This window comes from Methylocystis sp. S23, assembly GCF_054106005.1.
On record NZ_CM134185.1, the window covers coordinates 1,282,652 to 1,301,796 of the forward strand.

Sequence of the window (19,145 nt, forward strand, 5' to 3'; positions counted from 1 at the left end):
AGCCTCCGAGGGCGGCCTCGTCCTTCGAGACGCGAGCTTCGCTCGCTCCTCAGGATGAGGCCTAAGCGTTTGGCGCTGCCCGGGAGAGTTCCGCGCTTGCGTCTCGTCAGTCCTTGCGAGGAGCGAAGCGCCGTTTTCTTAAAGGTTCTGGATTGCTTCGCCTTCGGCTCGCAATGACGCCGCAAGCATTGTCGCAAAGCGATCGGGCGGACGACCGCGATGAGGCCTCCACCGCCGTCGTTCCTCCAAAACAAGCGGCCGCCTCAAGGCGGCCTCTGCTTGCGCCGACTCCTCAGCCGTCATTGCGAGGAGCGAAGCGACGAAGCAATCCAGGGGCTGGCAAGCGCGACGCCGGCGCGCTTCACGCTCCCGCGGAGCGCGTCGTCTCCCGACGATGGAAAGGCGAAGACCAAAGCGCGCCAACGCCAAAAGGCCCCGTCGCCTGTGGCGCACGGGGCCGATGCTTCTCCCAAGTGAGAAGCGCTCTGGGATGGTCCAGTCTGGGGAGGGGTCGCCCGCTGCTTGGCCTTCGCGGCGGGCTGTCCCTGGTCTATGAGGCTCTATGGAGGGTTCGGGACCGATCAGGCAGCGCTGAGCCTGATTTCCCGTCTTGACCGGAACGAAACGCCGGTCAAACGATCTGACCCGGTGGCGTCATGCTCCTCTCGCAACCATTTGCTTTGGCTTCGCCGACGACAGGGGTCTTCGCCGACGCATCCTTATCGCTGCCGCATCGAGGTCCCGCCCGAGCGATCCCGCCTCTCTCGTCCAGAGACGGTTGCGATGTTTCAAAAAGTTGCGCCTGATTTTCGATTCCGTCAAGCGGCAAGTTTCAGCATGGCGCCGCAGGGGGCGCGCAGGCCATTTGACGCTTGCATCCCAATCAATCAACGCATATAGATATCTTTATGTCTCGTATGAGAGGTTGAATGACCGCCCCGAAGACCCTCAGGCTCGACCCCGCGCTCGCGGCCCTCAACGCGGCCGGCGAGGAAACGCGCCTGCGCCTTCTGGCGCTTCTTTCCCAATCGGAGCTCACCGTCAGCGAGATCGTCACGATTCTCGGTCAATCGCAGCCGCGCGTGTCGCGCCATCTCAAGCTCCTCGCCGAAGCCGGGCTGGTCGAGCGCCGCCGCGAAGGCGCCTGGGCCTTCTTCCGCCTCGCGCCCGCCGGGCCGGCCGGCGCGCTCGCGCGCGACATCGCCGACTGGCTCGATCCCGACGATCCCATCCTTGCGGAGGATCAGGCGCGGCTCGGCGAAGTGCGCCAGGCGCGCGCCGAGAACGCCGCGCGCTATTTCGCCGCCCATGCGGCGGAATGGGACGACATACGCTCGCTGCACGTCCCCGAGGCGCTTGTCGAGCAAGCGATGCGCGACGCGATTGGCGCCGCGCCCGCGCGCTGCGTGCTCGACATCGGCACGGGCGCCGGCCGCATGCTGGAGCTCTTCGCGCCGCAGGCCGAGCACGCCGTCGGCGTCGATCTCTCGACCGCCATGCTCGCCGTCGCCCGCGGACGGCTCGAGGAGACCGGCCTGCGTAATGTGCGATTGCGCCAGGGCGACATTTACGCGCTGCCGATCGAGCGCAATTCCGTCGATCTCGCGATCATGCATCAGGTGCTGCACTATCTCGACGATCCCGCGCGCGCCATTCGCGAGGCGGCGCGCGTTCTGGCGCCGGGCGGACGGCTGCTCGTCGTGGATTTCGCGCCCCATCACGAAGAGGCGCTGCGCGACAAGCACGCCCATCGCCGTCTCGGCTTTTCCGAGGACGAAATCCTCGGCCTTCTCGCGCAGGCGGGTCTCGAAACCGTCATGCATCGCGAGCTGGCGCCGGGCGCCAAGGAGGGCGCGAAGCTCACCGTCTCATTGTGGCTTGCGCGCGATCCGCGCATCGTCGCCGATCCCATCCCCGCTTCCTCCTACGAGACCGCCTGATGTTCAACGCGCTGCATCCTTCCGCTTCCGGCAAGCGGTTCAACATTTCCTACGAATTCTTTCCGCCGAAGACGCCGGAAATGGAGACGCAGCTTTGGGAGTCCGTGAAGCGCCTCGAGCGGCTCCAGCCGCATTTCGTCTCCGTCACCTATGGCGCCGGCGGCTCGACGCGCGAGCGCACGCACGCCATCGTCGCGCGCATCGCCCGCGAGACTTCGATGAAGCCCGCCGCGCATCTCACCTGCGTTTCGTCCTCGGCGGACGAGATCGGCGAGATTCTGCACGGCTACTGGAGGGCGGGCGTGCGCCATATCGTGGCGCTGCGCGGCGATCCGCCGACCGGCGTCGGCACGAAATTCGAAGCCAATCCGAAGGGCTACGCCCATTCCTCCGATCTCGTGCGTGGCATTCGCCGCCTGCATGATTTCGAGATTTCCGTCTCGACCTATCCGGAGGGACATCCCGAAAGCGCTTCGATCGAGCAGGATCTCGACGCGCTGGAGGCGAAGATCGACGCGGGCGCGACGCGCGCCATCACGCAGTTCTTCTTCGACAACGACGTCTATTTCAGGTTTCTCGACAAGGCGCGCGGGAGGGGAATCACGATTCCGATCGTGCCGGGGATCATGCCGATCCGCAATTACAGGCAGGTCGCGAATTTCGCGGCCAAGGCCGGGGCCAGCGTGCCGCGCTGGGTCGCGGAGCGCTTCGAGGGACTCGATGACGATCCCGAAACCCGCGCCCTCGTCGCCGCGACGACGGTCGTCGAACAGGTGATGGGCCTCGCCCGCGCCGGCGTCGAGGATTTCCACTTCTACACCAATAACCGCGCCGATATGGTCTTCGCCATTTGCCACCTCCTCGGCGTTCGTCCCCTTCGCGAGAAAGCAGACGCATGACCTTCGACAAAGCTCACGGCCCGAAAATCCTCAAGGCGCTGGAGGAAGCGGCGGAGAGCCGCATCCTCATTCTCGACGGCGCCATGGGCACGATGATCCAGCGCCACAAATTCGAGGAGGCGGACTTCCGCGGGCCGCGCTTCAAGGATCACCCGAAGGACCTGCGCGGCAATAACGACCTGCTGATCCTGACGCAGCCGGACGCGATCAAGGCGATCCATACGCAATATCTCGAAGCCGGCGCCGACATCATCGAGACCAACACGTTCAGCGCGACGACCATCGCGCAGGCCGATTACGGCCTCGAATCCATCGTGTTCGAACTTAATCGCGAAGGCGCGAGGCTCGCGCGCGAAGCGGCCGATGAAGTCGCGGCGAAGACGGGCGTGCGCCGTTTCGTCGCCGGCTCGATGGGCCCGACGAACCGCACGGCGTCGATCTCGCCCGACGTGTCGAATCCGGGCTATCGCGGCGTCACTTTCGACGAATTGCGCGCGGCGTATAAGGAGCAGGCGCTCGGCCTCATCGCGGGCGGCGCCGACATCATGCTGGTCGAGACCGTCTTCGACACGCTCAACGCCAAGGCGGCGATCTACGCGCTCGAACACGCCTTCGAGGAAGTCGGCACGCGCTTTCCGATCATGATCTCGGGAACGATCACCGATCTTTCGGGGCGCACGCTCTCGGGCCAGACCTCGGTCGCCTTCTGGAACTCGCTCGCCCACGCAAAGCCGTTCTCCATCGGCTTCAACTGCGCGCTCGGCGCGCGCGAGATGCGCCAGCATATCGCCGAGATTGGCCGCGTGGCGGACACGCGCGTCTGCGCCTTCCCCAACGCCGGCCTGCCGAATGAGTTCGGCCTCTATGACGAGAGCCCGGAATATATGGCGGAGCTCGTCGGCGAATTCGCGAGCGCCGGCCTCGTCAATATTCTCGGCGGCTGCTGCGGCACGACGCCGGATCATATCGGCGCCATTGCGCAGAAGGTGAAGGGCATGAAGCCGCGCATCGCGCCGAAGATCGAGCCGATGCTGCGCCTCTCCGGCCTCGAGCCTTTCGCGCTCACCAGGGACATTCCCTTCGTCAATGTCGGCGAGCGCACGAACGTCACGGGCTCGGCGAAGTTCCGCAAGCTCATCACCAATGGCGACTATACGGCGGCGCTCGACGTTGCGCGCGACCAGGTCGCGAATGGCGCGCAGGTCATCGACGTCAATATGGACGAGGGCCTGCTCGACTCGCAGCAGGCGATGGTCGACTTCCTCAATCTGCTTGCGGCCGAGCCCGACATCGCCCGCGTGCCGGTGATGGTCGACTCCTCGAAATTCGAGGTGATCGAGGCGGGCCTGAAATGCCTGCAGGGCAAGGGCGTGGTGAACTCTATCTCGATGAAGGAAGGCGAGGAGAAGTTCATCGAGGACGCGAAGAAAGTGCGCCGCTACGGCGCGGCGGTCGTCGTCATGGCCTTCGACGAGAAGGGCCAGGCTGACACGCTGGCGCGCAAGACGGAAATCTGCGCGCGCGCCTACAAGATTCTCACCGAGGTCGTGGGCTTCCCGCCGCAGGACATCATCTTCGATCCGAACATCTTCGCGGTGGCGACGGGCATCGAGGAGCATGAGAATTACGGCGTCGATTTCATCGAGGCGGCGCGCATCGTCAAGCGCGACCTGCCTCACGCTCATGTCTCCGGCGGCGTGTCGAACCTTTCCTTCTCCTTCCGCGGCAACGAGCCCGTGCGCGAGGCGATGCATTCGGTGTTTCTGTACCACGCCATTCAGGCGGGCATGGATATGGGCATCGTCAACGCCGGCCAGCTCGCCGTTTACGCGGAGATCGATCCCGAGCTGCGCGAGCTCTGCGAGGACGTGGTGCTGAACCGCCGCAAGGATTCGACCGAGCGTCTCGTCGAGGCGGCCGAGAAGTTCAAGGGCGGCGCCGCGAAAAGCCAGGAGAAGGACGCCGCCTGGCGCGAGGCGAGCGTCGAGAAGCGTCTCGAACATGCGCTCGTCAACGGCGTCACCGAATATATCGAGACCGACGTCGAGGAGGCGCGCCAGGAGGCCGCGCGCCCCCTCGACGTGATCGAAGGCCCGCTGATGGCCGGCATGAATGTCGTCGGCGATCTCTTCGGACAGGGCAAGATGTTCCTGCCGCAGGTCGTGAAATCGGCGCGCGTGATGAAGCAGGCGGTCGCCTATCTCATGCCCTTCATGGAGGCCGACAAGAGCGAGCGCTCGACGGCGGGCAAGATCCTGCTCGCGACGGTGAAGGGCGACGTGCACGACATCGGCAAGAACATTGTCGGCGTGGTGCTCGGCTGCAACAATTTCGAGGTGATCGATCTCGGCGTCATGACGCCCTGCGCCAAGATTCTCGAAACCGCCAAGAAAGAGAAGGTCGATCTCATCGGCCTTTCCGGCCTCATCACGCCCTCGCTCGACGAGATGTGCTTCGTCGCGGCGGAGCTCGAGCGCGAAGGTCTCGACACGCCGCTGCTCATCGGCGGCGCGACGACGAGCCGCGTGCATACGGCGGTGAAGATCAGCCCGAACTATCGCCGCGGCCAGGCGGTCTATGTGACGGACGCGAGCCGCGCGGTGGGCGTGGCGCAGGCGCTCGTCTCCGAGAAGAGCCGCGGCGACTACATCGCGGAGACCCGCGCCGAATATGAGCGCGTCGCCGAAGCGCATGCGCGCGCCCAGGCCGACAAGCAGCGCGTCTCGATCGAGGCCGCGCGCAAGAACGCCTACAAGATCGACTGGGCCGCTTACGAGCCGGCGAGGCCCGCCTTCACGGGGGCGCGCGCCTTTGCGAGCTACGACGTCGCGGAACTGGTCCCCTATATTGACTGGACGCCCTTCTTCCAGACCTGGGAGTTCAAGGGCCGCTATCCCGCGCTGCTCGACGATCCGGAGAAGGGCGAGGCCGCGCGCCGTCTTTTCGACGACGCGCAGGCCATGCTGAAGCGCATCGTGGAAGAACGCTGGTTCACGCCCAAGGCCGTCATCGGTTTCTGGCCCGCGAATAGCGTGGGCGACGACATCGCGCTCTATACGGGCGAGTCGCGCAACGAGAAGCTCGCGACCTTCTTCACCCTGCGCCAGCAGCTCGGCAAGCGCGACGGCAGGGCGAATATCGCGCTTTCCGATTTCGTCGCGCCGAGGGAGAGCGGCAAGGCCGATTATGTCGGCGCCTTCGTCGTCACGGCCGGCGCGGAAGAGGAGAAGATTTCCGCCCGCTACGCCCGCGCCAATGACGATTACGGCTCGATCATGGTGAAGGCGCTCGCCGACCGCATCGCGGAAGCTTTCGCCGAGCGCATGCATGAGCGCGTGCGCCGCGAATTCTGGGGCTATGCGAAGGACGAGGCCTTCTCGCCGCAAGAGCTGATCGCCGAGCCTTACGCGGGCGTCCGCCCGGCGCCCGGCTATCCGGCGCAGCCCGATCACACGGAGAAGGCGACGCTGTTCGATCTGCTCGGCGTCGAGAAGCGCACGGGCGTGAAGCTCACGGAGAGCTTCGCGATGACGCCGGCGGCCTCCGTCAGCGGGCTCTATATCGGCCATCCGCAGGCGCATTATTTCGGCGTCGCCAAGGTGGAGCGCGACCAGGTCGAGGATTATGCGGCGCGCAAAGGCATGCCGGTTTCGGAAGTCGAACGCTGGCTCGCGCCGATCCTGAATTACGAACCGATGGCGGCGGAAGCGGCGGCGTAGCGCGATTTCCCTCTCCCCGCGCGCGGGGAGAGGGTCAGGGTGAGGGGCAAAGCCGCCGTCCCGCTCTCTCCGACGAACAACATAGCGAAATGTTGTTTTAGCCAGGGGCGACCGGGTGAAGGTTTCCTCATCCTGAGGAGCGAGCGAAGCTCGCGTCTCGAAGGACGAGGAAGCCTTCGTTTCCCGAAATCTGGAACTCGCCCCGTGCTTCGAGACGCCGCCTTCGGGCGGCTCCTCATGCTTCGAGACGGCTCCTGCGGAGCCTCCTCAGCATGAGGGCGAGGTTTTCCCTCACCCGACTGCCCTATTGTTTCAGCGCCGCGCTATGGACGCTTTAGCGCCTGGTCGATAGTGTTGCGTCAACACGCTTGATCCTTAAACCCCCTTGCCCCTCACCCTGCCCTCTCCCCGCGAGCGGGGAGAGGGGAAAAACGCAGGGCGCGCGAAATGTCTTCGGCTTCGGTTCGTCAGAGCCTCATTTCCTACTTCCCCTGGGCGCTTGTCTCCGTCCTCGCCCTTTACGCGCTCTACACGCTCGCGACCGCGCGCGGCGAGCCGGTCAACGCCATGTGGCTCGTCACCGCCGCCATCGGCGTCTACGCCATCGGCTATCGCTTCTATTCGCGCTTCATCGCCGAAAAAGTGCTCGGCCTCGACGCGACGCGGCGCACGCCCGCGCATCGGCGCAATGACGGGCTCGATTATGTGCCGACCGACAAATGGGTGCTGTTCGGCCATCATTTCGCGGCCATCGCCGGCGCCGGCCCGCTGGTCGGGCCGGTGCTCGCCGCGCAGATGGGCTATCTGCCGGGCACGCTCTGGCTGCTCGCGGGCGTCATTCTCGCCGGCGCCGTGCAGGACTTTCTCGTCCTCTTCATCTCGACGCGCCGCGACAGGCGTTCGCTCGGCGATCTCATCAAGACGGAGATGGGCCATATTCCCGGCGTCATCGCCATGGCGGGCATTCTCTCCATCATGATCATCCTACTCGCCGTGCTGGCGCTCGTCGTCGTCAAGGCGCTCGCGGACAGCCCGTGGGGCGCTTTCACCGTCTTCGCGACGCTGCCCATCGCCGTCTTCATGGGCGTTTATGGCCGCTACATCCGGCCGGGCCGCATCGGCGAGATGTCGATCATCGGCTTCGTGCTCCTGCTCGCAAGCATCGCCTTCGGCCGCGATGTCGCCGAGAGCGCGACCCTTGCGCCGCTCTTCGCCTATAAGGGCGAGACGCTCGCCTTCATGCTCATCGCCTATGGCTTCGTGGCGTCCGTTCTGCCCGTATGGCTCCTGCTCGCGCCGCGCGACTATCTCTCGACCTTCCTCAAGATCGGCACGATCCTGTCGCTCGCGCTCGGCATCTTCGTCGTCTGGCCCGATCTTAGAATGCCCGCGGTGAGCCGCTTCATCGACGGCACGGGGCCGGTCTTCGCGGGCAGCGTCTTCCCCTTCCTCTTCATCACCATCGCCTGCGGCGCGGTGTCGGGCTTCCACGCACTCGTTTCTTCCGGCACGACGCCGAAGATGATCGCGGACGAAACGCAGACGCGCTTCATCGGCTACGGCGCCATGCTGATGGAGAGCTTCGTCGCCATCATGGCGCTCGTCGCCGCGAGCGCGCTGGAGCCCGGCGTCTATTTCGCCATGAACAGCGCGCCGGCCGTCATCGGCGCGACGCCCGAGACCGCCGCGACGGCGATCTCCGCATGGGGCTTCGCCGTGACGCCGGAGGCGCTTTCGGGCGTCGCGCAGGATGTCGGCGAGAAGACCATTCTCTCGCGCACCGGCGGCGCGCCGACGCTCGCCGTCGGCATGGCGCATATTCTCTCGAAGGTCATTGGCGGCGCGACCGCCATGTCCTTCTGGTATCATTTCGCGATCCTGTTCGAGGCGCTGTTCATCCTCACGACGATCGACGCCGGCACGCGCGTCGCGCGCTTCATGATCCAGGACCTCGTCGGCGCCTTCTTTCCGGCCTTCGGCAATACGCGGGCCTGGGGGCCAAATCTCGCCGCCACCGCCATCGCCGTCACGGGCTGGGGCTATTTCCTCTATCAGGGCGTCATCGATCCCTTGGGCGGCATCAACACGCTCTGGCCCTTGTTCGGCATCGCCAATCAGATGCTCGCCGCCATGGCGCTCACGCTCTGCGTGGTCGTGCTCTTCCGCATGAAGCGCGAGCGCTACGTCTTCGTCGCCGCCATTCCGACGACATGGCTCTACATCTGCACCATGACGGCGGGGTTTGAAAAAATCTTCCACGACGATCCGAAGATCGGCTTCCTCGCGCATGCGAAGAGATTCGCCGCGGCGCTCGACAAGGGACAATTGCTCGCGCCGGCCAAGACCGTCGAGGAGATGCATCGCGTGATCTTCAACGACTATGTCGACGCCGGCCTCTGCGCGATCTACATGGCGCTGGTTCTGTCGATCCTCGGCTTCGCGATCAAATCCATCCGCGACGCCCGCGCCTCCAACGTCGTCACCACCCGGGAGAGCGAAGATGAATTGCTGCCCGCCGGGGCTTGATCTCGCGAAGCTCGCGGCAAAGCTGCGCGACGGCGCGCGGCTGATGGTCGGGCAAGGCGATTACGACGCCTATGTCGCCCATAGACGGGCGACGCATGACGGACAGGGGATCATGACGCGCGCGGAGTTCTTCCGCGCGCGTGAGAATGCGCGGTTCGGGGCCGGGAGCGAGCGCGCGTTTCGTTGTTGCTGATCCGTCATTGCGAGCCGAAGGCGAAGCAATCCAGGGCCGCAACGAAGCTCTGGATTGCTTCGCTCCGCTCGCAAATGACAGCCTGACGGCGCAAGGAGGACGCTCGGCCATGACGCGCCCGAACGGTTCGGCTAAACTCCATTGATGGCCTTCGCTCACACGCCCGAAACGCGCGCAGCGCTGCTCGCCCTTCTCGATTGGTATGTCGAGAGCGGCGTCGATCTCGCGCTCGACGAGGCGCCGCATGACCGCTATGCGGCGAGCCTGAAGCCGGTCGAAACGTCTGTCGCTTCGGCGCCGCGCGCGCCAGCCGAAACGCCGGATTTGCGGGAGCCTTCCAGGGACCGCCCGCGCCCGCCGCCCGCCATCGCCGCGCCCGAGGAAGCCGCGCGGGCGGCGGAAGAAGCCGCGACGAGCGCCCGCACGCTCGACGAGCTCGCCGCCGCCCTCGCCGAATTCCCGCATGCGCCCTTCCGGGACATGGCGCGGCATTTTCTGTTTTCGGCGGGGAAGGCGGGCGCGCCGCTCATGGTTCTCGACGGAGCGCCCGGCGCGACGGAAGAGGCGACGGGCGAAGCCTTCTGCGGCGATCAGGCGCGGCTCCTCGATAATATGCTGAAGGCGGTCGGGCGCGGGCGCGAGAGCGCCTATCTGGCCTATGTCTCCCCCTGGCGGCCGCCCGGCGTGATGTCGATGACGCCGCCGCAACTGGCGGTCTTCACGCCTTTTGCGCGCCGCCATGTCGAGCTGGCGCGGCCCGAAGCGCTGCTGCTCTTCGGCGAGGCGCCGGCGCGGGCGCTGCTCGCGGCGAGCGAGCCGGTCGCCAGGCTGCGGGGCAAGCCTTTCGACATTGAGCGCGGCGCGCATATGACGCGCGCTTATGTGTTCAGCAGCCTCGATTCAATGTTGAAAACGCCTGCGCTGAAGCCCGCGGCCTGGCGTGATTTACGAGCGGCGGCGGGTGCCCTCGCCCCGCTTGCGGGGAGAGGGTTAGGGTGAGGGGCAAAGCGACATTCACGGGCGTCGTCGCGGGACGCCAGCGCCCCAAGCATTCATGAGCCAACTCGCCCCTCACCCCGGCCCTCTCCCCGCAAGCGGGGCGAGGGGGCGGATCGTGGCCCTCACCGAGAGCGTTGCTCGCTAAAGTCACTCCGCCGCCGCGCCTTCCTTCACGCCGCCATAGCGGCGCGCGACATATTCGTCGACGATGCGGGTGAATTCCTCCGCAATGCCCTCGCCGCGCAGCGTCATCGCCTTCCTGCCGTCGATGAAGACCGGCGCCGCCGGCGTCTCGCCCGTCCCGGGGAGCGAAATGCCGATATCGGCGTGCTTCGATTCGCCGGGGCCGTTCACGATGCAGCCCATCACCGCGACATTGAGCGTCTCGACGCCCGGATATTGCGCGCGCCAGACGACCATGCGCTCACGGATATGTTCCTGAATGTCGCGGGCGAGCTCCTGGAACACGGTCGAGGTCGTGCGGCCGCAGCCTGGGCAGGCGGCGACGAGCGGCACGAAGGTGCGAAAGCCCATGGTCTGCAGGATTTCCTGCGCGACGCGCACTTCCTGGGTGCGGTCGCCGCCGGGCTCGGGGGTGAGCGAGACGCGGATCGTATCGCCAATGCCGTCCTGCAGCAGCACGCCCAGCGCCGAGGCCGAGGCGACGACGCCCTTGGTGCCCATGCCGGCCTCCGTGAGGCCGAGATGCAGGGCGTAATCGCCGCGCTGCGCCAGCATGCGATAGACGGCGATGAGGTCCTGCACGGCAGACACTTTGGCCGAGATGACGATGCGGTCCTTGGCGAGGCCGATCTCCTCGGCGCGGGCGGCGGAGATCAGCGCCGAGCGCGCCAGCGCCTCGCGCGTCACGGCGCGCGCGTCGATCGGACGGTCGGAGGCCGCGTTGATGTCCATGAGATGGGTCAGCAGCTCCTGGTCGAGCGAGCCCCAATTGGCGCCGATGCGGACGGCCTTGTCGTGCTTCGCCGCAAGCTCGACGATCGCCGCGAACTGCCGGTCCTTCTTGTCCTTGAAGCCGACATTGCCGGGATTGATGCGATATTTGGCGAGCGCCTCGGCGCAGGCCGGATGATCGGCGAGGAGCTTGTGGCCGATGTAATGGAAGTCGCCGACGAGGGGGACGTTGATACCCTTCCTGTCGAGCTTCTCGCGTATGTGCGGCACGGCCGCCGCCGCCTCGTCGCGGTCGACGGTGATGCGGACGATCTCCGAGCCCGCCTGCGCCAGCGCCATCACTTGCGCGACCGTCGAATCGACGTCGGCCGTGTCCGTGTTGGTCATGGATTGCACGACGATGGGCGCGCCGCCGCCGACCGTCACGGCGCCCGGCCCCTCGCCGACGCGCACGGCGCAGGTCGTCTTGCGCGGCGCAGGCTCGGCGGAAACGGGATCGGGCAGGCGGGTTTCGACGGCGTCGGTCATGGCTCTCGTCGCGGCTCCGTTGGACGTTGGCCCTAGGTCGCGCGGAATGGCGCGCGGGTCAAGGTCGCGAGGCCTGGGAGGGCGGTTTGAGAGGTCCGAGCAGCGGCGGCGCCCCCCACCCTTGATCCCTCCCCGCCACTTCGTGGGGGGAGGGAGGTCGCCATATTCCCAACTTCGTGGATGCCGGTCGCGATCCAGAATGAGGCCGCAACTTCCCTCCCCCCACGGAGTGGGGGGAGGGGCAGGGGTGGGGGGCGTTTCAGCGGGTATGAACCGGCGAGATAGCTGACGGATGAAGTCCGCTTACCCCATCTTCCGTCGCGGATCATATCCATGCCGGTCCCGCAGCTCTCGCATCTTCGCCTCGAAATCGGCGTCGGGGTCCTCGGGCAGCATGATCTTAAGCGATACATAGAGGTCGCCGGCCGGCTTGCCCTCCGTCGCGGGCAGGCCCTTGCCGCGCAGGCGCAGCGTGCGGCCGCCATTGGAGCCGGGCGGGATCGAGAGCTCCACCTTGCCGTCGAGCGTCGGCGTCTGCACCCTGGCGCCGAGCGCCGCCTCATAGACCGTGACTGGAAGCTCGATGCGCAGGTCGCGCCCCTCCATCTTGAAATAGGGGTGGCCCGCGACCCTCACCGTCACCAGCGCGTCGCCGGGCTCCCCGCCGCGCAGGCCGGGCTGGCCCTGGGCGCGCAAGCGGATTTGCTGACCGTCCTCGACGCCCGCCGGGATTTTCACCTCCAGCGTGCGGCCGGACGGCAGGATGACGCGCGCGGAGCCGCCTTTGGCGACGGTCTCAAGCGGCACGGTCGCCGTCGCGACCACGTCGTCGCCCCGCGTGGGCGCGGCCTGACCGCGCCGGCGGCCGCCGAACAGATCGGCGAAAAGGTCGCTCGGATCAAAGCCGCCGCCGCCCTGTCCGCCGCCAAAATTGAATTCGAAATGCTGCTCGCCGCCCGGCGCCCCGCCGGCCGTGCGCCAGCCGCGCGTAAACCCGCCGGGGCCCGCGCCAAAACCCTCGAAGCCGCGCGGCTTGCCGTCGGGGCCGATTTCGCCGCGGTCAAATTGGGCCTTCTTCTTCTCGTCGCCGACGATTTCATAGGCCGTGTTGATCTCCGCGAAGCGCTCCTTGGCCTTCGCGTCGTCCTTGTTGCGGTCGGGATGATATTTCTTGGCGAGCTGGCGATAGGCCTTCTTGATGTCGGCCGCGCTCGCTGTTTTGGAGACTCCGAGAACGTCGTAAGGGTCGCGCATTTTCGTTCAATAGCCCATGAGAGCGCCCGCCCGAAAGCGGCGCGGGCGCAAATGTCTGGACCAATATGTGGGAGAAGCGCGGGCCTAACGCAAGCGGCGGCGCGGCGGGAACGTTTAGGCTGTGTGGACAGTTATCTGAGCCATAGGACGATTGCGGCGAGGGTTACGACCGCTCGATAGTTTCGGGCGGTTTTTTCGAAGCGGGTTGCAACGCGGCGGAACTGCTTGAGTTTTGAGAAGCAGCATTCGACGAGATGGCGCTGAGTATAAAGATGCTTGTCGAGCGGATATTTGAGCGCACGTGACGGGTTGTTTGGGATGACGGCAAGCGCGCCCTTCGCGGCGATGGCTTGGCGCAAATAATTGGCGTCATAGGCGGTATCGGCCATGACGACCTCTGCGGGCAGTCCCTCGATCAACGCCACGGCTTGCGGGGCGTCGCCCTTCTGACCGGCGGTCAGCGTGAACCGTCAGGACATCCCAAGCCGCGAACGGCCAGATGTATCTTGGTGCTCAGGCCGCCGCGCGAACGCCCGATCGCCTGATCTTCAGGCCCCCTTTTTCGCCCCGGCAGCGTGCTGATGCGCCCGGACGATCGTGGAGTCGACGATCAGATATTCGAAGTCAGAATCGTCAGACATCGCCTCGAAAACCCGATGCCAGACCCCCTTGGCGCTCCATCGACTGAAGCGCCGAAACACACTGTTCCACTCCCCAAACGCTTCCGGAAGATCGCGCCAGGGGGAACCCGTGCGCACGATCCACAGCACGCCCTCCACAAACATCCGGTTGTCGCGGCCGGTCGAGCCCTTCTGGTCAGGCCGGCCAATGATCAGCGGAGCCATCCGCTCCCACGCCGTGTCCGTCAAAACCAATCGATCCATCACACCCAAGGCCGCCTCCCCAAAAGAACTCTTGAATCTGATTTGCGACCAAATGGGAATCCCTTAGAGTCCACAGGACCTAGAGCTTCGTCGGCGCTTTCTCGAAATCCGCCAGCGCCTTGCCCTCCGGATCGAGCTGGGCGAGGGCCTCATTGACCGCGTCGAGCGGCGCCGGCTCGCCTCCCGTCATGTTCTCCTCCGTCGCGCGCTGGAGCGCGCGGGCGTCGAGCTCCCAGCGCTTGAGAATTTCGATTTTCATCATCTTGGCGAGCGCTTTCGTCTCCACCACCTCGGAGGGCGCGTCGAAGACGGAGGCGGGGGAGATGAGGGCGTTTTCGATTTCGGCGTCGCCGAGCGTGCGGACTTTCATGAGCATGGGCCGTGTTCGAGTTTTTCCACTCGAACGCGCAAGCCCGCGGCTTGTTCCTTGGGTCATGCGAGCAAGGCGTCCCACAGCAATTTGGCGTTGAGCGCGACGATCAGCGCGGCGATGACGGTCGCGACGGCCGTCGTGCGGCGGGGGGCGACGAGCGCCCCCATGACGTCGCGCCGCGCCGTGAAGAGGACGAGGGGCGCGACGGCGAAGGGAAGCGTCAGGCTCAACACGACCTGGCTCAGCACCAGAAGCCGCGCCGTCGCGCTTTCGCCGGCGTATAGCGTCACGGCGATGGCGGGCGCGATGGCGATGGCGCGGGTCGCGAGCCGCCGCATGGCCGGAGAAAGCCGCAGGCGGATGAAGCCCTCCATCACGATCTGCCCGGCGAGCGTCGCCGTCACGGTGGAGTTGAGGCCGCAGGCGATGAGCGCCACGGCGAAGAGCGTCGCCGCCATAGGCTCTCCGAGTAGCGGCGCGATGAGGCGGTGCGCTTCGCCCAGCTCCGCGACCTCCGTATAACCCCGGGCGTGAAAGGTCGCAGCGGCCAGAACGAGAATGGCGCCGTTGACCAGCAGCGCGAAAAAGAGCGCCAGCGCGCTGTCGATGACGGCGAAGCGGATGGCCTCCCGCTTCTTCTCCATCGAAGCGCCCACCGCCCGCGTCTGCACCACGAAGGAATGCAGGAAGAGATTATGCGGCATCACCGTCGCGCCGAGGATGCCGAGGCCCAGATAGAGCATCTCCGGATCGCTGAGGAAGCGCCGCGTCGGCGCAAGCCCGCGCGCCACCTCCGCAATGTCGGGCCGCGCCAAAGCGAGCTGCGCGGCGAAGCAGAAGCCGATAAGGGCGAGCATGCCGAAGACGAAAAGCTCGATCTTGCGGAAGCCCAGCCGCTCCATGGCGAGAACGAGAAAGGCGTCCAGCGCCGTGACGACGATCCCCAGCGCGAGCGGCAGGCCGAAGAGCAGCGAGAGCCCGACCGCCGTGCCGATGACCTCGGCAAGGTCGGTCGCGAAAATCCCGGCTTCGGCGAAGAGCCACAGGCCGACGGCGACGGGAAAGGGCGTATGCGCCCGGCAGGCCTGGGCGAGATCGAGGCCCGCGCCGACGCCGAGCCGCGCGGAGAGCGATTGCAGCACGATCGCCATGAGGCTCGAGAGAACCGCGACGAAAAGCAGCGCCGTCCCGAATTTCGAGCCGCCGGCGAGCGCCGTCGCCCAATTGCCCGGATCCATATAGCCCGTTGCGACGAGATAGCCGGGGCCGAGGAAAACGACGAAGCGCCGCAACCACCCGCCATCGTTCGGAACCGCGATGGAGCGGCGCAGCTCGCGCGAGGACGCGGCGGGTGCGGATAGGGCCACGCGAACCTCCAGCCGGAGCGTCCGGCCGAGCGGCGGCCGCCCTTTACGAATTCACCTTGCGCAGCAGCGCTTCGAGCGCTTCGGGAAAGATCAGCTCGTCGGACTGGCCGATGGCGTCGGCGGACCACCAGCGCCATCCCAACATATGCGCCCTCTCCTCGGGCGTAAGGTTCTCCGGCGAGGGCGCGAACTCTTTCGTTCGGATGAGAAAATAGCGTTCGACCGCCTGCTGCCAATCTTCCCCGAGCTCCATGGGGAATTCGCGCGTCGCGACGACCGGGCCGGGATCGCCGTTCAGGATCAGCCCCGTCTCCTCGCGCATCTCGCGGCGCAGCGCGTCCTCGAAGCTTTCGCCTTCCTTCAGCGCGCCGCCCGGCGTCGCCCAGAAATGATGATGGCCGAGCGCCAGGAAATGCGGCGAGAGCCCGCCGGCGTACTGCATCAGCAGCGCTTCGCCCTTCCCGTTGACGATCAGCGCGCGGGCGGCCTCGCGGCGGGGCAGGGTCAGGCCGTCCCAGGGCGCGGCGATCTCGGGCCGCCCTTCCGGCTGCGCCCAGTTGACGAGCGACCATCGCCCGTCCTCAAAGGCGATCCAGTTGGGGGTGGCGTTGAGCACGGGATGCTCGCGCTTCTCGCCGAGCCCTTTTCCCGTCGCCATGCGCCAGGCGACGTCCAGGACGCCGGCATGGGCGACGACGAGGACGGTGAGGCCGGCGCTTTCCCTGGCGATATCGGTCAGGACCGAGCGGACGCGGCGGGCGAACTCCTCCAGCGTCTCGCCCTCGGGCGCCGCGAAGTCGGGTTTGCGCGAGAGATAATGCGGATAGTCGCTGGCGTATTTCACCTGCACCTCGGCATGGGTGTGGCCCTGCCAGGCGCCGTCGTCCTTCTCGCGCAGCCGCTGGGTCGCGAGCAGCTCAAGGCCGCGCGCCTGCGCGATGGGCGCGGCGGTGTTCATGGCGCGGCGCAGATCGCTCGAATAGACGCGGTCGAAATGGGCGCCCCTCAATTCGCGGGCCAGGGCCTCGGCCTGGGCGCGGCCGCGGGCGTTGAGGGCGATGTCGAATTGGCCCTGGAAACGCCGTTCAATATTCCAGTTCGTCTCGCCATGGCGGGCGAGACAGAGGATCGTGCGGGTCATTGGATCGTCTGGGGCGCCGCCGCGCGGGGCCGGGCCGGATATGCGCGCGGGCCTGCGCAAAAATTCGCCCGCCGCGCCGATACGCAAGGCTGTTGTGCCCGATTTGGACGGAAAAGTCAGTCGCCTTTTGTGGCGCGCCGCCCCGCCGCCCTCAGTGCCGGACGGCGAAAGTAAATTCCCCGGCGCGGATGCGGTCCGGCAGAGACTGGGCGAAAGTCGCGACGCTTTCCTCGCCATAGGTCGCGACCAGCTCGCGCAGCGCCGCCGACAGGGCCGCCTGCGCGAAGGAATCGCTCTCGATTCCCGCGAGAATCGCTTCGGCGAAGGCTTCGGTCACATAGGCGAGCGCGGCCCGGTGTTGTTCACCGCCGGTCTCGTCAAAGGAGGCAAAGGTCAGCTGCGTCATGGAAATGACTTTAGACAACGCCGCCGCGGGACGCGACACGCGTCTTGCCAAAAGGTTAATTCAGAATTGAGTAGAGTCTTAAGGACTGCCGAAACGGTAAGTAACGTCGCGGGAGATTCGGGCCGCCTCGTCCAGATAGCGCGTCGTCGCGGTTCTGGCGTTCTCGGTGCAGGCGCGATAGGTCAGCTCATAGCCGCGAAAGCCGCGATTGAAGGCGGCGACATATTTGTCATGGCGCGGACCGCTCGGAGCCTCGGCGTCGAGCAAGGCGGACATTTTGCCGCGCCAGTCCTCGCCGTCCCTCTCGCCGCAGAGCTCGCGCAAATATGCGAGCGCGCCGATCACTTCCGAGAGGCGGACGAGCTGGCCCTCATAAGGCGGCGACTCGACGCCGGACGCGTCGGCTTTCGCCGTGGGCTTTACGGCCTCCGCCGGGCTTTTCGCGCCTTTGCGCTTGCTCTTCGTCTCGGGCTTCTTCTTCTCGGCGCGGGGAACGTCCCGCGCCGGACGCGGCGCATGGGCCGGCCGGTCGGGGCCGAAGAGATCGAAAATCCCCTGACCCGCCGCCGGAAGACTGAAGAGGAAGGCGCTGACGAGCGCGGCCGCGCCGGCGGCTCTCCACCTCATGGATAGAGCCGTTCCTTGCGCCAGTCTCCGCCCGGCGCCTCGCGGAAGAAGCGCACGCGGTCATGCAGGCGGAAGGGGCGGTCCTGCCAGAACTCCATGGCGACGGGCTTGATGCGGAAGCCGCGCCAATAGGGGGGGCGCGGAATGTCGCCGACGGCGTATTTTGCGGCGTGGGCCGCGACCGCCTTCTCCAGCGCGAATCGGCTTTCAAGTGGACGCGACTGCCGGCTCGCCCAGGCGCCGATGCGCGAATCGCGCGGGCGGCTGTTGTAATAGGCGTCCGACTCCGCCTCGCTCACGGGCTCCACGGGCCCGCGCAGCCGCACCTGCCGGCGCAGCGATTTCCAATGGAAGAGCGCCGCCGCCTTCGGGTTCTCGGCGAGCTGGCGGCCCTTGGCGCTCTCGGCGTTGGTGTAGAAGACGAAGCCCTCGGGACTCCATTCCTTCATCAGCACCATGCGCGCGTCCGGCAATCCGTCCGCGTCGGCGGTCGCGACCGCCATCGCCTCCGGATCGTTGAGCTCTTTTGCCGTCGCCTGCTCAAACCATTCGCCGAAAAGGGCGAAGGGCTCTGCGGCGTCCACGAAGTCACCCGACGTTAACGCGTTCACGCGAAAATCCTCTCCCGAGCGCCCCTCGCGGGCGCGGCGCGTTGGAAGGTGGCGCTTTGCAGTTCCTGTGTAACAGACATATCGCTGACGGCCCCGCCGCTCAATTCCCGCCGGCCGCCATCCTCGTCTCATTTGTCGCCCTTTGCGCGCTGTCGAGCTGCTCCATCGCCATTCCCATGTCGGCTTCCTCCGAGTCGGCGATGTGGCGGGGGGCGCCCGAAGACGTGACCGGCTCCATCGCCAAGCCCCCTCTCAGGCTGTCGCGCCATCTCGATACGGAGGACCTGCGCCGCGCCGCGGCGGCGATGAGCACCGCGCTCGATCCGCAGGGCAGCGGCCTGAGCGTCAATTGGGACAATCCGCAATCCGGCGCGAAAGGCTCCTTCACGCCGGTCGGCCAGGCCTATCCGCTCGAGGGCAAGATTTGCCGCGCCTTTCTCGCGGACGTCTCGGCGAGCGAAAGCGTCGAAAGGCTGCAGGGCGCGGCCTGCCGCGAGAAGACGACGGAATGGGCCTTGACGGAGGTGAAGCCCTTCAAGAAGGGCTGAGCGACAGCCGCCCTGGAATCTCCCGGTCGCGGCGCGATCCCCGCTGTTTCGGCCCGCGCGCCGCCGCGCTTCCGCTCCTTTCAAGAATAGCCTTGATAATCAAAATTGTATTTCCTGATCGGAGCCGCGGAATACTGTCTCGCCTCGGGGACTATCCCTAAGCTTGCGACGCCGCGCATCCGATGAAATAGTAAAGCAAACGTTCATTTGCTGAG

The 19,145-nt window shown here is 66.4% G+C and carries 15 protein-coding genes and 1 pseudogene; 7 read left to right on the forward strand and 9 right to left on the reverse strand.

From position 1 onward, the window contains the following. Positions 1 to 929 precede the first annotated feature (929 nt). The 6 genes from ACV7JP_RS06505 to ACV7JP_RS06530 all read left to right on the forward strand — a co-directional run bounded on the left by ACV7JP_RS06505 (position 930) and on the right by ACV7JP_RS06530 (position 10,276). Positions 930 to 1,940 (forward strand): ArsR/SmtB family transcription factor, encoded by a 1,011-nt coding sequence (locus tag ACV7JP_RS06505; protein ID WP_457798409.1) that lies wholly within the window; start codon positions 930 to 932, stop codon positions 1,938 to 1,940. Then, on the forward strand, positions 1,940 to 2,839 hold the full coding sequence (gene metF, locus ACV7JP_RS06510; protein ID WP_457798410.1) for a methylenetetrahydrofolate reductase [NAD(P)H]: 900 nt from the start codon (positions 1,940 to 1,942) through the stop codon (positions 2,837 to 2,839). Before ACV7JP_RS06505 ends, metF begins: the two co-directional genes overlap by 1 nt. After that, the gene (gene metH, locus ACV7JP_RS06515; RefSeq protein WP_457798411.1) at positions 2,836 to 6,558 is read left to right on the forward strand and encodes a methionine synthase; all 3,723 of its coding nucleotides are present in this window, start codon (positions 2,836 to 2,838) and stop codon (positions 6,556 to 6,558) included. The genes metF and metH overlap by 4 nt, the downstream gene beginning before the upstream one ends. Before the next feature lie 447 nt (positions 6,559 to 7,005). Next, positions 7,006 to 9,084 (forward strand): carbon starvation CstA family protein, encoded by a 2,079-nt coding sequence (locus ACV7JP_RS06520; protein ID WP_457798412.1) that lies wholly within the window; start codon positions 7,006 to 7,008, stop codon positions 9,082 to 9,084. Continuing rightward, complete coding sequence (locus ACV7JP_RS06525; RefSeq protein ID WP_457798413.1) at positions 9,059 to 9,277, forward strand: YbdD/YjiX family protein; 219 nt, start codon at positions 9,059 to 9,061, stop codon at positions 9,275 to 9,277. The genes ACV7JP_RS06520 and ACV7JP_RS06525 overlap by 26 nt, the downstream gene beginning before the upstream one ends. A gap of 144 nt (positions 9,278 to 9,421) precedes the next feature. Next, a complete protein-coding gene (locus ACV7JP_RS06530) occupies positions 9,422 to 10,276 on the forward strand; it encodes a uracil-DNA glycosylase (protein WP_457799042.1) in 855 nt (284 codons plus the stop codon). A 147-nt stretch (positions 10,277 to 10,423) separates the two neighbouring features. On the opposite strand, the gene ispG is transcribed toward ACV7JP_RS06530, so the two are convergent. From ispG to pdxH, 9 genes and pseudogenes are all read right to left on the reverse strand, one after another. Then, positions 10,424 to 11,719 carry a flavodoxin-dependent (E)-4-hydroxy-3-methylbut-2-enyl-diphosphate synthase gene (ispG, locus tag ACV7JP_RS06535; RefSeq protein ID WP_457798414.1) on the reverse strand — a complete coding sequence of 432 codons (1,296 nt, stop codon included), beginning with the start codon at positions 11,717 to 11,719 and terminating at the stop codon, positions 10,424 to 10,426. Between the two features lie 303 nt (positions 11,720 to 12,022). After that, on the reverse strand, positions 12,023 to 12,973 hold the full coding sequence (locus ACV7JP_RS06540; protein ID WP_457798415.1) for a DnaJ C-terminal domain-containing protein: 951 nt from the start codon (positions 12,971 to 12,973) through the stop codon (positions 12,023 to 12,025). Between the two features lie 131 nt (positions 12,974 to 13,104). After that, positions 13,105 to 13,866, reverse strand: a pseudogene (locus tag ACV7JP_RS06545) (IS5 family transposase). A 70-nt stretch (positions 13,867 to 13,936) separates the two neighbouring features. After that, positions 13,937 to 14,233 (reverse strand): hypothetical protein, encoded by a 297-nt coding sequence (locus ACV7JP_RS06550; RefSeq protein WP_457798416.1) that lies wholly within the window; start codon positions 14,231 to 14,233, stop codon positions 13,937 to 13,939. Positions 14,234 to 14,289: 56 nt separating this feature from the next. Further along, complete coding sequence (locus tag ACV7JP_RS06555) at positions 14,290 to 15,597, reverse strand: Nramp family divalent metal transporter (protein WP_457798417.1); 1,308 nt, start codon at positions 15,595 to 15,597, stop codon at positions 14,290 to 14,292. A 43-nt stretch (positions 15,598 to 15,640) separates the two neighbouring features. After that, a complete protein-coding gene (locus tag ACV7JP_RS06560; protein ID WP_457798418.1) occupies positions 15,641 to 16,738 on the reverse strand; it encodes a histidine phosphatase family protein in 1,098 nt (365 codons plus the stop codon). A 151-nt stretch (positions 16,739 to 16,889) separates the two neighbouring features. Next, positions 16,890 to 17,144, reverse strand: a complete 255-nt coding sequence (locus ACV7JP_RS06565) for a hypothetical protein (protein WP_457798419.1) — start codon at positions 17,142 to 17,144, stop codon at positions 16,890 to 16,892. A gap of 78 nt (positions 17,145 to 17,222) precedes the next feature. Then, positions 17,223 to 17,771: a TIGR02301 family protein gene (locus ACV7JP_RS06570; protein ID WP_457798420.1), complete on the reverse strand. Its 549-nt coding sequence runs from the start codon at positions 17,769 to 17,771 to the stop codon at positions 17,223 to 17,225. Then, a complete protein-coding gene (gene pdxH / locus ACV7JP_RS06575; RefSeq protein ID WP_457798421.1) occupies positions 17,768 to 18,382 on the reverse strand; it encodes a pyridoxamine 5'-phosphate oxidase in 615 nt (204 codons plus the stop codon). The genes ACV7JP_RS06570 and pdxH overlap by 4 nt, the downstream gene beginning before the upstream one ends. A 41-nt stretch (positions 18,383 to 18,423) precedes the next feature. Between pdxH and ACV7JP_RS06580 the strand changes: the two genes are divergently transcribed. Next, a complete protein-coding gene (locus ACV7JP_RS06580; RefSeq protein ID WP_457798422.1) occupies positions 18,424 to 18,930 on the forward strand; it encodes an RT0821/Lpp0805 family surface protein in 507 nt (168 codons plus the stop codon). Positions 18,931 to 19,145: the final 215 nt, after the last annotated feature.